This is a genomic window from Microcella flavibacter (assembly GCF_012530535.1).
Taxonomy (GTDB): domain Bacteria; phylum Actinomycetota; class Actinomycetes; order Actinomycetales; family Microbacteriaceae; genus Microcella; species Microcella flavibacter.
The window spans coordinates 1,580,998-1,594,137 of record NZ_CP051299.1 but is presented as its reverse complement, the minus strand read 5'-3'; the positions used below and the strand labels follow the sequence as shown (position 1 = coordinate 1,594,137).

The window sequence follows — 13,140 nt, the reverse complement described above, 5'->3', positions numbered from 1 at the left end:
GAGACGGCGCCCGGCGTCAGTCGAAGAACGCGACGATCGTGATGGGCGTGCCCCGCAGCACCTGCGCGTCGCCCGGGCGCACCTCCTGCACGATCGCGAGGCCCCAGAACACGCTCGGGGCGTTCGTCTCGATCGTCACCTCGAAGCCGGCCTCCTGCAGGATGTCGCGCGCCGCGTTGATGCTCTCGCCGACCACGTCGGGCACGTCGACGAGGTCGGGCCCCTTCGAGATCGTGAGGCCGAACTCCGCACCGGGGCGGATCGCGCCCTCGGGCCCGGCGACGCTCACGACGCCGTCGGCGGCGATGTCGTTGTTGAACACGGGATCGCCCACGATCGTCGCGACGAGACCGCGCTCCTCGAAGGCGCGGATCGCGTCGGCGGACGACAGGCCGATCACCTCGGGGACGGCGCCGACGGAGACGACGAGGCTCACGGGGGTGCCGACGAAGGAGCCCGACTCGGGCTCGACGACGGTCTCCGAACCGTCCTCGGCGAGGCTCACGACGGCGATGACGGAGCCCTCGGCGATGCCGGCGTCGAACTGCGCGATCGTCGCCTCAGCCGGGACGAGCCCGGCGGTCTCGAGCGCGAGTCGGGCATCCGCCTCGGGGATGCCGATGACGCCGGGAACGGTGGTCGGCTCCCGACCGAGCGAGACGATGAGCCGCACGGGCTCATCGCGCGCGACGACCTCGCCCGCGGGCGGATCGGTGCCCAGCACGAGGCCGGCGGCGATCTCGGGGTCGTAGGCCTCGCCGCGCTCCTCGCCGACGAGCACGTTCTGCTCCGTCAGCGCGAGCTGCGCCTCCTCGACCGACAGCCCGCGGACGTCGCCGACGGTCGCCTGCGCGCCGGGGCCGGCGCCGAACCACCAGCCGGCGCCCGCGGCGAGACCGGCGAGCAGCAGGACGACGAGGAGGAGGATCCAGCCGCGGCGGCGGCGCGGCGCGGCCGCACGCGCGAGCTCGCCGGTGGCGCTCGAGGCGGCGAGAGCGGCCGGGTTCGTCGGCGCGGCGGCCGTGACGACGGCGCCGCGCATGCCGAGCACCTGGGTCTCGGCGGTGTCGGCGCGCGTCACCAGGGGCGTGGTGAAGGCCATCGTCTTCTGAGGCCCGGTGCCGGTGAGCGAGGTCTCGAGGTTGCGCGCGGTCTCCTGCACCTGCTCGAGCAGCGCCCGCGCGTCGGCGGGGCGGTCCTCGGGGTCGCGGGCGGTCGCCCACAGCACGAGCTCGTCGAGCTCGGCGGGCACCCTCGGGTTCGTGCCGCTCGGCGCGGGCACCGAGTCGTTCGCGTGCTGGTAGGCGATCTGCATGGGCTGCTCGCCCTTGAACGGCTGCTCGCCCGTGAGCATCTCGAACATCATGATGCCGACCGCGTAGATGTCGCTGCGGGTGTCGGCGATGCCGCGGGTCACGAGCTCGGGGGAGAGGTAGGCGATCGTGCCGAGCAGGGCGGCGCCCGTCGCGGTCGCCGCGGTCGCGGCCCGCGCGAGCCCGAAGTCGCCGATCTTGATGCGGCCGTCGTCGGCGAGCAGCACGTTCTCGGGCTTGAGGTCGCGGTGCACGATGCCGGCCCGATGGGCGGCGGAGAGCCCGGAGAGCAGCGCCTCGACGATGTCCATCGTCTGCGCGCTCGTGAGGGCGCCGTACTCCTGCAGCAGATCGCGCAGGGTGATGCCGGGCAGGTACTCCATGACGAGGTACGCCGAGTCGGCATCCTGCCCCTGATCGAAGACGTTGACCACGTTCGGGTGGGCCAGGCGCGCGGCCGATCGCGCCTCCTGGATGAAGCGCTCGGTGAAGGTGCTGTCGTCGGCGAGGTGCCCGTGCATGATCTTGACCGCGACGAGGCGCTCGAGCCGCTGATCGGTGGCGAGGTACACGGTCGCCATGCCGCCCCGCGCGATGCGCGAGCGCACCTGGTACCGGCCGTCGATGAGCCGGCCGATCATCGGGTCGGTCATCGAGGTGCTCACCCGAGCGATTCTAGGTCGCGTGCGGCGGCGGGCCCGGGTGCCACACGGATCAGGTCAGTTCGTAGAGCCAGGCCCAGGCGCTCGACTCCCACTTCGCGTAGTGGTCGGGGTACGCCGAGATCTGCACGGCCTGCGCGGCCTGCGTCAGGCTCATCGACTGCCATCCCGGGATGTCGAGCAGACCGCGGGTGAGTCCCTCGCGGCCGACGTAGAACAGCCTCGCGGCGGTGGCCGGCGTCTGCAGCTCGGCGACGGTGCCCCAGCCGGTGCTCGGCCGCTGCTGGAAGAGGCCGACCGAGTCGCGGTCGCCCCAGGTGAGGTTGCGCATCGACGACTCCTGCATCGCGGTGGCGAGCGCGATGACGATGCCGTAGTCGGGCACGCCGAGCTGGCGGCCGACCTGGATGATCGTGAGGGCGTGCTGCCGGCCCTCACCGCTCAGCGGCGAGATGGTGCCGGCCGGGGGCGGCGTCTGCTGCGGGGGAGCGGGCACGGGCTGCGCGACGGGGGCGGCCGGTGCCGCCGGAGCGGCGGCGGGGGCGGGAGCCGCGGCGGCGGGCGGCGGGCCCGGCAGTGCCGGCGACGCGCTGATCGCGGCGTCCGCGGCGCCCCCGGGCGTGATGTGGGCGGCCGGCACGGCATCGGCGAGCGGGGCGGGCCCGGTGCCGGGGATGACGATGACCTGGCCCGGGTAGATGATGCTCGACCAGCCGAGGCCGTTCGCGTCGAGGATCGACTGCGTCGAGACGCCGAAGCGCGCGGCCACGGCCGAGAGCGTGTCGCCCGAGCGGATCGCGTACTGCCCGCCGGTCACGGCCGGGGTCGAGGCGGCAGCGGCCTTGACCGGGCCGGAGGCGAGGGTCAGCCGCTGGCCGGGGAAGATCGTCGACTTCCAGCTCAGGCCGTTGAGCGCGAGCACCGAGGCGGTGGAGAGGCCGAAGCGCCCGGCGATGCCGCTGACGGTGTCGCCGGCGACCACGGTGTACTGCGTCGGCGCGGCGGCCGTCGCCACGGCCTGTGAGGCGAGGGCGCCGGGCGCGATCGCGGCGCCGACGTGGGCGAGCGCGGCGCGCAGCGTGCTGGGCCCGAGCGCCTGCTGCGGCTTGGGGCTCAGCGGCTTGCGGGGCGCGGCGTGCGCGCTGTCGGTCGGCCCGGTCAGGCCGATGCCGAGCGCGATCGCGCCCGTGAGCACGATCGGCATGGTGCTGCGCGCGGCGCTGCGCATGCGGGCGGCGGCGCGGCTCTGCTCGGGCATCCGGTCGTGGCCGTGCGCGGAGGTCGGGGCGGGCGAGGAGGCCAGAGCGGTCGCGGTGCTCGTCGGGGCGGAGGCGGCACCGCCGCGGGGCGCGAGGCCCCCGAAGACCGCGCGGGCGCGATCGCGCCCCTCGGTCTGCAGCTGCTGCCAGCGCGCCTGATCGTTCTCGTGGCTGCTCTCGGGCATGAGACGCCGTCCCCTCCGGTGGTGCGGTGCGCCGGTCGGAGTGCCGGGCGCGTGCGGATGTCCCCCATCCGCGGTCACAGAATACAACGGGTGTCAACCACTGTGGCGGATGGGGCTCCAGTTAACAAGCCCGAAACATGCAGGGATGCTCCAGCGGTGCCGCGGCGCATGGCACCCTGGAGGGGTGACCGCTGACTCCGCCCGCTGGCTGACCGTTCCCGACCTCGTCGAGATGCTCGGGGTCTCACCGGGCCGCATCCACCGCCTGCTCGAGGATCGCCAGCTGCTCGGCATCCGCCGCGACAAGGTGCTCGTCGTGCCGGAGGAGTTCCTGCGCGACGGCGAGCCGCTGCACGAGCTGCGCGGCACCCTCGTCCTGCTCGCCGACAGCGGGTACTCCGACGACGAGGCGATGCGCTGGATGCTCAGCCACGACGACGCGCTCGGCACGAGCCCGATCGCCGCGCTGCGCGAGGGCCGCAAGGCCGAGGTGCGCCGGGTCGCCCAGTCGCTCGCCTTCTAGCGCTCGCCTTCCGGCCCGGCGCCGGATCCGACCGACCTAGTCGGCCCGCGAGGGCCGCGGCGTGCGGCGCGCTAGTGCGCGCGCCGCGTGACGAGGTCGCTCAGGCCGATGAGCTCGGCGCGCGCGGAGCGGCTGAGCGGGGCATCCTCGATCGCGGCGATCGCCTGGGCCACGGAGCGGGAGATGATCTGCTCGACCGTGTCGACGGCGCCGCTCTCCTGGATGGTCGCCTGCAGGGTGCGGATCTGCGCCTCGGTGAGGTCGGGGTCGCCGAGCAGCTCGTCGATGAGGCGGGTCGCGCCGCCGGGCAGCGCCGCGCGGGCGAGGGCGATGAGCACGGTGCGCTTGCCCTCGCGCAGGTCGTCGCCCGCGGGCTTGCCGGTGACGCTCGGATCGCCGAAGACGCCGAGCAGGTCGTCGCGCAGCTGGAAGGCGACGCCGAGCGGCAGCCCGAAGGCGCGGAGGGCGTCGACCTGCTCGTCGGTGCCGCCGGCCATGAGGCCGCCGAGCGCGAGCGGCGCCTCGATGGAGTACTTCGCCGACTTGTAGGTGACGACGCGGTGGGCGCGGGGGAGGAGGTCCTCCTCGGGCGCCTCGCGCCAGGCGACCTCCTCGAGGATGTCGAGGTACTGGCCGACGGTGACCTCGGTGCGCATGAGGTGGAACTCGCTGCGGGCCCGCCGGGCGGCGCCGCGGTCGGCGACGCGGGAGAGGCCCTGGGCGAGCAGCTCGTCGCTCCACCCGAGCAGCAGGTCGCCGTGGAGGAGGGCGCTCGCGGATCCGTAGCCCGAGGAGGATCCGACCCACTCGCGGCGGGCGTGCTCGGCCTGGAAGCGGCGGTGCACGGAGGGCATCCCGCGCCGGGTGTCGGAGTTGTCCATGATGTCGTCGTGCACGAGGGCGGCGGCGTGGAAGATCTCCAGCGCCGCGGCGAGGTCGATGACGGCGTCGAGCTCGGGGTGGTCGTCGAGCTCGGCGAGCAGGTCGTCCTGGCGCACGGTGCCGGCGACGGAGTGCCAGCCCCAGTAGGCGAACAGGGCCCGGAACCGCTTGCCCCCGCTCAGCAGATCGCGGCTGGCGTCGAGGAAGACGTCGAGCTCGTCGGCGATGGTCGCCAGGTGGTTGCCCCGCTCGGTCAGGAACTCGTCGAGTCGGGCATTGACCAGGTCGACTAACCGCAATCTCTCAGGCACTCGCCTAGCCTATCCAGGAGCGCGGTCCTACACTGGGGGAGCGGTGGGAGACGACCCATCGCGCCGAGCATCAAGGGGTTCAGCATGCCGCTGTCGGAGCAGGAGCAGCGCCTTCTCGAAGAGATGGAGCGCAATCTCTACCAGAACGACGCCGACTTCGTGGCGACCGTCTCCGGTCGTCGCGGCAAGCCCAACTACACGCAGATCGCGCTCGGCGCCCTGCTCGCCATCGGCGGCGTCGGCGCCCTCGTCGCCGGCGTCATCACGCAGCTCGCCGTGATCGGCATCGTCGGCTTCGCCCTCATGCTCGCCGGCGTGCTCATCGTCATCACGCCCGGCAAGGGCTCCGCGACCGCGGAGCCGGCCGCTCGCCCGGGCGCCGCCCCGCGCAGCGGCGGCAAGCCGCGTCGCAGCGGCTCCTTCATGGACACGATCAACGAGCGCTGGGAGCGCCGCCAGGACGGCGACCGCTAGCCGCTCCACTCCCCTCCCTCTTCAGGGCCGGCCCTCCCGGGTCGGCCCTTTTTTCGTGCCCGCGCGCCGGGCTGGCGGTCATCATCGCCGCCCCGTCGCGGTTCGGGATGCTCGCGTCCTCCCCGGCGCCCAAATCCCCTCCACCGTCCTCCACCCCGGAGTTCCGCGGAATATCGGGCGAAGATGCCCCCAGTTCGGGCTACAGTGGTGCCGCGCCATAGTTTTGTGGAGCAAAGTGGAGTAAAGTGGAGCTCACCTAGATCTTCAGGCCGGAGATGGGAAGGGGGAGGGCGACGATGTTCCTCGGCACGCACACCCCCAAGCTCGACGAGAAGGGGCGCATCATCCTTCCGGCCAAGTTCCGCGAGGAGCTCTCCGGCGGCGTCGTGCTCGCCCGCGGCCAGGAGCGCTGCGTCTACGTCTTCAGCCGGCCGACCTTCCAGGAGAAGGTCGAGGCGATCACCAAGGCCCCGCTCACGAGCCGCGCCGCCCGCGACTACGTGCGCATGTTCCTCTCCGGCGCGAGCGACGAGGTGCCCGACAAGCAGCACCGCGTCACCGTGCCAGCGGCGCTGCGCGACTACGCCGGCCTCGGCCGCGACCTCACCGTGATCGGCGCGGGCGACCGCGCCGAGATCTGGGCGACCGAGGCCTGGGAGGCGTACTACGCCGAGAAGGAGGAGGCGTTCTCGAGCACCGAGGAGGAGGTGATCCCGGGCCTGTTCTGATCGCGAGGCATCGGACTCCCAGCCGTGATCTGCCCTGGCGCACCTTCCCCGGTGCCAGGTCGCACGGATGGGGATCCGGGCCCCGCGCTCCGATCCACCGGAACCGCATGACCGAGACCCGCCACGTCCCCGTGCTCCTCGAGCGATCGCTCGACCTCCTCGCCCCGGCGCTCGAGCGCCCCGACGCCGTCATGGTCGACGCGACGCTCGGCCTCGGCGGCCACACCGAGGCCGCCCTCGACCGCTTCCCCGGCCTCACCGTGGTCGGTCTCGACCGCGACACCGACGCGCTCGCGGCCTCCGGCGAGCGGCTCGCGCGCTTCGGCAGCCGCTTCCGGCCCGTGCACACGGTCTACGACGGCATCCGCGAGGCGCTCGACGACCTCGACCTGCCGGCGGCCGACGCCGTCCTCTTCGACCTCGGCGTCTCCTCCATGCAGCTCGACGAGGCCGAGCGGGGCTTCGCCTACTCGCAGGATGCTCCGCTCGACATGCGCATGGACCGCATGACGGGCCCCACCGCGGCCGACGTGCTCGCCGAGTACCCGGAGGAGGAGCTGCGCCGTATCTTCTACGCCTACGGCGAGGAGAAGCTCGCGCCGCGCTACGCCCGCCGCATCGTCGAGGCGCGGCTCAGCGCCCCGATCGCGCGCAGCGCCGAGCTCAACCAGATCATCTTCGACGCCACGCCGCGCTCGGCGCAGCGCACGGGGCACCCCGCCAAGCGCGTCTACCAGGCCCTCCGCATCGAGGTGAACGCCGAGCTGGCGGCCCTCGAGGTCGCGCTGCCCGCGGCGCTCGAATCGCTCACCATCGGCGGCCGCATCGTCGTCCTCGCCTACCAGTCCCTGGAGGATCGCATCGTCAAGCGCGAGCTCGCCGCCCGTTCCCGCTCCACCGCACCCGCCGGCCTCCCCATGGAGCTGCCCGAGCACCGGCCCGAGTTCCGCCTCCTCGTGCGCGGCGCCGAGCTCGCCGACGAGGCCGAGCGCGCACGCAACCCCCGCGCCATCCCCGTGCGACTGCGCGCCGCCGAGCGCCTGCGGATCGCCGCGTGAGCGCCGCGACGGCGACGGCCCGCCGCCTGCCCGACGCCGCACCCGGGGCGCCGGCATCCCCCCGCGCCCCGCGCCCGGTCGAGGTCGTCACGACGCGCGCCCAGCGCCGGGCCCGCCCCCGCGCCGTCTACGCGGTGGTCTCGACGGCCGGCGTGCTCGCCATCCTGCTGACGCAGCTGCTGCTCTCCATCGCGCTCAGCGACGGCGCGTACCGCATCGCCGCGCTGCAGGGCGAGGCGGTCGAGCTCGACCGATCGGCGCAGGTGCTCACCGAGAGCCTCGAGACGCTGCGCTCCCCCCAGAACCTCGCCGCCAACGCCGAGTCGCTCGGCATGGTGGCGAACGCCAGTCCCGCGTACCTGCGGCTGGCTGACGCGACGGTGCTGGGTGCACCGGTCGCGGCCGACGCCGGAGCAGGGGTGCTCGACGGGCGTGCGGGCACGATCGGCAACGTGCTGCTGACCGACGTGCCGCTGGTGACCTCGGGGCCGGAGGGAGAGGCGCCCGGCGTGGCCGCGACGCCGCCGGCCCCGGGGTCGCTAACCTCGCCCGCGAACGGCATCGCCCCCGAGCGGCCTACGACGCTGCCGTCACCGGTCACCCGGTGACGCGAACCACCCCCCGGTACGAGCATCCACCCCGGATCAGGCAGGAGCACCCCGTGATCGCAGTCCGCCGCACGCGCCGCCGCCTGGCCTTCACCGTCATCATCGTCGCGGCCATCGTGGTCGCGTTCCTCGTGCGCCTCGTCGACATCCAGGTCGTGCGGGCGGGGGAGCTCACCGCGGCGTCCGAGCAGCGGCGCTCGGTGCCGACGCTCACCTACGGCGCGCGCGGCGACATCGTCGACCGCAACGGCGCCGTACTCGCCGACACCGTCTACCGCTACGACATCACCGTGGCGCCCAAGTTCGTCGCCGATTCCACCGTCGTCGACGACGAGACCGGGGAGCGCTCGACCCGCACCGTCGCCGACGCGCTCGGCGCGATCGCCGCGCTCACCGGGCAGGAGGCGCCCGAGCTGCAGTCGTCGATCGACGCCGAGCTCGCCGCCGACCCGGACGACGACCACGCCTACCTCGTGCGCGGCGTCACGACCGAGGTGTACCGCGCCGTGCGCGACCTCGGCATCCCGTGGGTCTACTTCGAGCGGCAGCCGGCCCGCACCTACCCGAACGGGCAGGTGGCCGGCAACCTCGTCGGGTTCCTCGGCACGGATGCTCCTCAGACGGGCCTCGAAGCGAGCATGGATGACTGCCTGGCCGCCACGAACGGCACCTCAACCTACGAGCGCGGTGCCGACGGTGTGCGACTGCCCGGGTCCACGGTTGTGGAGCAGGCCGCAACCGACGGTGGCACGCTGCGCACCACTATCGACACCGACCTGCAGTGGTTCGCGCAGCAGGCGATCGAGGCGCAGGGCTCGGCGCTCGGCGCCGACTGGGCGACCGCGATGGTGGTGCGCGTCGTCGACGGGCAGATCCTCGCCGCGGCCGACTGGCCCACGGTCGACCCCAACGACGTGAACGGCACCGCTCCCGACAACCTCGGGTCCCGTATCTTCAGCTCGCCCTACGAGCCCGGATCGATCATGAAGCCCGTGACCTTCTCGGCTCTCCTCGATGCCGGCGTGACCACTCCCTCCGAGAAGGTCACGGTGCGCGACGGCTACGCGACGATCTCCGACTTCGTCATCCGCGATGCCTGGCCGCATGGCGACCTGGCGCTCACCAGCGCGGGAATCCTCGTCAACTCGTCGAACATCGGCACCGCGCAACTGACCGAACGGCTCTCGATCGCGCAGCGCGAGCAGTACCTGCGCGGCTTCGGGCTCGGCGACTACTCGGGGGTCGACTTCCTCGGCGAGTCGGCGGGCTTCGTCGACACCGCCGAGAATGTGGACGGCCACCGCGCGTTCGTGCAGATGTTCGGCCAGGGGGTCACCGCGACGAGCGCCCAGATGGCGGGGGCCTACCAGGTCATCGCGAACGACGGCGTGCGGGTTCCCCTGACCCTCGTCGCCGGGTGCGAGCGCGCCGACGGAACCGTGACCGACGTGCCCTCTGCCGAGAGGGTACGGGTGGTCTCCGAGTCCGCCGCCGACGGCGTCGTGGCGATGCTCGAGGGCGTCGTCACCGACGGCGCGCTGAGCAGCCAGCTCAGCATCCCCGGCTACCGCGTGGCGGCGAAGACGGGCACCGCCGAGGTCGCCGAGAACGGCGTGTACACGAACGAGCGCATCGTGAGCGTCGCCGGCATGGCCCCGGCGGAGGACCCGCAGTACCTCGTGATCGTCACGTACGGCAAGCCCGATACGATGAAAGTGTCCGCCGCCGCGGCACCCACCTTCCAGTCGATCATGACCCAGGTGCTGAAGACCTACCGGGTACCGCCCTCGACGCAGCCCGCGCCCCGCCTGCCGCTCACCTGGTAGCGCCTCCCTCGAGAAAGAAGTCGTGTTGTCCGGTCGCATCCCCCCCGTCCTCCGACCGGAGCACCCCGCGGCGCGCCCGCTCAGCGGCCTCGTCGAGGAGTTCGGCATCGAGGCCCGCGGGTCGCTCGACGCCATCGAGATCACCGGCATCACGCTCAGCACTGCCGACCTGCAGCCCGGCGACCTCTACGTGGGCCTGCGCGGCGAGCACCGCCACGGCGCGGAGTTCGCGGGCGACGCGGCGGAGAAGGGCGCGGTCGCGATCATGACCGACGAGACCGGCGCCGCCCTGGCGGGGGATGCCGCGCTCCCGATCCTCGTCGTCGACGACCCGCGCGCCGCCCTCGGCGACGTCTCGGCCTGGGTCTACCGCACGATGGAGGAGCCGCCGCTGCTCTTCGGCACGACCGGCACGAACGGCAAGACCTCCACCTCCCACCTGCTGGAGGGCATCCTGCGGCAGGTCGGGCTCGTGACCGGGCTCTCGTCGACGACCGAGCGCCACATCGGCGATCTGACGGTCGTGAGCCGCCTGACCACGCCCGAGGCGAGCGAGATGCACGCGCTGCTCGCCCGCATGCGCGAGGCCGGCGTGCGCGCCGTCGCCGTCGAGGTGAGCGCGCAGGCCCTCACCCGGCACCGCGTCGACGGCATCGTCTTCGACGTCGTCGGCTTCACCAACCTCAGCCACGACCACCTCGACGACTACGCCGACATGGAGGAGTACTTCCAGGCGAAGCTGCCGCTCTTCCAGCCGGAGCGCGGGCGCCGCGGCGTCGTCTCGCTCGACTCGCCCTACGGGCAGCGCGTCGTCGACTCGGCGCGCATCCCGGTGACGACGATCAGCGCGCGCGACGACGTCGACGCGGAGTGGCGCTTGCGGCTCACGGAGGAGACGCCGCAGTGGACGGCCTTCCGCCTGACCGGGCCCGGCGGGCAGTCGATCGAGACCCGCGTGCCGCTCATCGGCCGGCACATGGCCGCGAACGCCGGGCTCGCGCTCGTCATGATGGTCGAGGCCGGTTTCGAGCTCGACGCCATCGCGCACGCTCTCGGCGAGACGGGCATCGACGCCTACCTGCCGGGCCGCATCGAGCGCGTCTCGGGCGAGGAGGGGCCGAGCGTCTACGTCGACTTCGGCCACAGCCCCGACGCCTTCGAGAACACGCTCGCCGCCGTGCGGCGCTTCACGACGGGCCGCACGATCATGGTCGTCGGCGCCGACGGCGACCGCGACGCGACGAAGCGCCACGACATGGGCCGCGTCTCGGCCGAGGGCTGCGACGTGCTCGTCATCACCGACCACCACCCGCGCTTCGAGGATCCGGCGTCGATCCGCGCGACCCTGCTCGAGGGCGCCGCGCTCGCGACGAACCGCCCCGAGATCCACGAGGTCAGCCCGCCCGAGGCCGCCATCCGGGTCGCGGTCAACCTGGCGCGCGAGGGCGACTCCATCCTCTGGGCCGGCCCCGGCCACCAGGACTACCGCGACATCCGCGGCGTGCGCACCGAGTACTCCGCCCGCGAGGAGGCCCGCGCGGCCCTCCGCGAGGCCGGCTGGAGCCCGCGATGACGATCGTGGTCGATGACGTGCAGCACGGCCTCGAGGGCGCCATCGTCGAGGTGCGCCGCGGCGACGAGACGGGCACGATCCGGCTCGCCGCGCTCGGCGACGCCGTCGTCGACGCGGCCCTCGCGATGCTCGAGTCCACCCTCGCCGAGGGGGTGAGCTGGCCGGATGCCCTCGCCGCCGCCGCCCGCACCCCCGAGATCCCCGGCCGCTGCCGCCGCATCGAGCTCGGCAACGGCGCCCTGCTGCTCGACGACACCCTGGCGCGGACCCGGCACGAGGTCGGCCGCTCGCTCAAGGTGCTCGCCGACGCCACGCGCGGCCGCACCCGCTCGCTCGCCGTGCTCGGCGAGCTCGACTCCGAGCCCGCCGAGTGGTTCGAGGAGCACGACGGCCTCGGCCGTCTCGTCGTGCGGCTCGACGTCTCGCAGCTCATCGTCGTCGGGCACGGCGCCCGGCACACCGCGACCGCGGCCGGGCTCGAGGGCTCGTGGGACGGGGAGTCGGTGCTCGTCGCCGACCTCGACGAGGCCTACGCTGTGCTGCGATCGCACCTCCGACCGGGCGACGCGCTGCTCATCAGCGCGGCGGCCCGCACCCCGCTGGCCGACCTGGTCGACCGCCTGACCCAGGAGGCCTCGTGGTAGTCCTGCTCCTCTCGGGCGCCTTCGCCCTCGCGTTCACGCTCTTCACGACGCCGCTCTTCATCCGGCTCTTCAAGCGCCTCGAGTGGGGCCAGTTCATCCGCGACGACGGCCCGCAGTCGCATCACACCAAGCGCGGCACCGCCACGATGGGCGGTATCGTCGTCATCCTCGGCGCGGTCGGCGGCTACTTCTTCGGGCACCTCGTCACGGGGGAGCGCATCACCGTGAGCGCGCTCCTGGTGCTCCTGCTGCTCGTCAACCTCGGCTTCGTGGGCTTCATCGACGACTTCTCGAAGGTGCGCAAGCAGCGCAGCCTCGGCCTCGGCGGATGGGCGAAGATCGCCGGTCAGGTCATCGCGGCGACCGTCTTCGCCGTGCTCGCCCTCGGGTTCCCCGACGAGCGCGGCGTCACGCCGGCGTCGACCGCCATCTCGGCGGTGCGCGACATCGAGTGGCTCGACTTCGCGCTCCTCGGCGGCCCGGTGATCGGCGGCATCCTCTTCACGATCTGGACGATCATCATCGTGGTGAGCGCGTCCAACGCGGTCAACGTGGCCGACGGCCTCGACGGGCTCGCGACCGGATCCTCGATCTTCTCGATCGGCGCCTACATCCTCATCGCCTTCTGGCAGTTCAACCAGAGCTGCATCAGCCCCTCGCTCGACGAGGCCGTGCGGTACAAGTGCTACGAGGCGCGCGACTCGCTCGACCTCGCCATCGTCGCCGCCGCGATCGTGGCCTCGCTCATCGGGTTCCTCTGGTGGAACACCTCGCCCGCGCAGATCTTCATGGGAGACACCGGCTCGCTCGCCCTCGGCGGCACCATCGCCGCGCTCGCCATCCTCACCCGCACCGAGCTCCTCCTCGTCCTCATCGGCGGGCTCTTCCTCATCGTCACCGGCTCGGTGATCGTGCAGCGCATCTACTTCAAGCTCACCGGCGGCAAGCGCATCTTCCTCATGAGCCCGCTGCACCACCACTTCGAGCTCAAGGGCTGGGCGGAGGTGACGGTCGTCGTGCGCTTCTGGCTCATCGGCGGGTTCTTCGTCGCCATGGGCGTCGGCCTCTTCTACCTCGAGTGGGCGGTGCTCTAA

The 13,140-nt window shown here is 72.9% G+C and carries 12 protein-coding genes; 9 read left to right on the top strand and 3 right to left on the bottom strand.

Annotated features, from left to right (window positions below; all coding sequences use genetic code 11):
- Positions 1-16: 16 nt before the first annotated feature.
- Together pknB and HGB54_RS07555 are read right to left on the bottom strand one after the other, a co-directional pair.
- Positions 17-1,978 carry a Stk1 family PASTA domain-containing Ser/Thr kinase gene (gene pknB / locus HGB54_RS07560; protein WP_168915894.1) on the bottom strand — a complete coding sequence of 654 codons (1,962 nt, stop codon included), beginning with the start codon at positions 1,976-1,978 and terminating at the stop codon, positions 17-19.
- Positions 1,979-2,027: 49 nt separating this feature from the next.
- Positions 2,028-3,419 (bottom strand): LysM peptidoglycan-binding domain-containing protein, encoded by a 1,392-nt coding sequence (locus HGB54_RS07555; RefSeq protein ID WP_228545734.1) that lies wholly within the window; start codon positions 3,417-3,419, stop codon positions 2,028-2,030.
- Positions 3,420-3,564: 145 nt separating this feature from the next.
- Here HGB54_RS07555 and HGB54_RS07550 point away from each other — a divergent pair, with 145 nt between their 5' ends.
- A complete protein-coding gene (locus tag HGB54_RS07550; RefSeq protein ID WP_168915893.1) occupies positions 3,565-3,942 on the top strand; it encodes an Rv2175c family DNA-binding protein in 378 nt (125 codons plus the stop codon).
- A 71-nt stretch (positions 3,943-4,013) separates the two neighbouring features.
- On the opposite strand, the gene HGB54_RS07545 is transcribed toward HGB54_RS07550, so the two are convergent.
- Positions 4,014-5,135, bottom strand: a complete 1,122-nt coding sequence (locus HGB54_RS07545; RefSeq protein WP_168915892.1) for a polyprenyl synthetase family protein — start codon at positions 5,133-5,135, stop codon at positions 4,014-4,016.
- Positions 5,136-5,219: 84 nt separating this feature from the next.
- Here HGB54_RS07545 and HGB54_RS07540 point away from each other — a divergent pair, with 84 nt between their 5' ends.
- From HGB54_RS07540 to mraY, 8 genes are all read left to right on the top strand, one after another.
- Complete coding sequence (locus tag HGB54_RS07540; RefSeq protein WP_168915891.1) at positions 5,220-5,609, top strand: DUF3040 domain-containing protein; 390 nt, start codon at positions 5,220-5,222, stop codon at positions 5,607-5,609.
- A 296-nt stretch (positions 5,610-5,905) separates the two neighbouring features.
- Positions 5,906-6,337 (top strand): division/cell wall cluster transcriptional repressor MraZ, encoded by a 432-nt coding sequence (gene mraZ / locus HGB54_RS07535; protein WP_168915890.1) that lies wholly within the window; start codon positions 5,906-5,908, stop codon positions 6,335-6,337.
- A gap of 107 nt (positions 6,338-6,444) precedes the next feature.
- A complete protein-coding gene (gene rsmH / locus HGB54_RS07530; RefSeq protein ID WP_168915889.1) occupies positions 6,445-7,395 on the top strand; it encodes a 16S rRNA (cytosine(1402)-N(4))-methyltransferase RsmH in 951 nt (316 codons plus the stop codon).
- On the top strand, positions 7,392-8,003 hold the full coding sequence (locus HGB54_RS07525) for a hypothetical protein (RefSeq protein WP_168915888.1): 612 nt from the start codon (positions 7,392-7,394) through the stop codon (positions 8,001-8,003). Before rsmH ends, HGB54_RS07525 begins: the two co-directional genes overlap by 4 nt.
- A 53-nt stretch (positions 8,004-8,056) precedes the next feature.
- On the top strand, positions 8,057-9,829 hold the full coding sequence (locus HGB54_RS07520; protein WP_228545733.1) for a peptidoglycan D,D-transpeptidase FtsI family protein: 1,773 nt from the start codon (positions 8,057-8,059) through the stop codon (positions 9,827-9,829).
- 25 nt (positions 9,830-9,854) lie between these two features.
- Positions 9,855-11,402 carry a Mur ligase family protein gene (locus HGB54_RS07515; protein ID WP_168916885.1) on the top strand — a complete coding sequence of 516 codons (1,548 nt, stop codon included), beginning with the start codon at positions 9,855-9,857 and terminating at the stop codon, positions 11,400-11,402.
- Positions 11,399-12,046, top strand: a complete 648-nt coding sequence (locus HGB54_RS07510; protein WP_168915887.1) for a glutamate ligase domain-containing protein — start codon at positions 11,399-11,401, stop codon at positions 12,044-12,046. Before HGB54_RS07515 ends, HGB54_RS07510 begins: the two co-directional genes overlap by 4 nt.
- Complete coding sequence (mraY, locus tag HGB54_RS07505; protein WP_168915886.1) at positions 12,040-13,140, top strand: phospho-N-acetylmuramoyl-pentapeptide-transferase; 1,101 nt, start codon at positions 12,040-12,042, stop codon at positions 13,138-13,140. Before HGB54_RS07510 ends, mraY begins: the two co-directional genes overlap by 7 nt.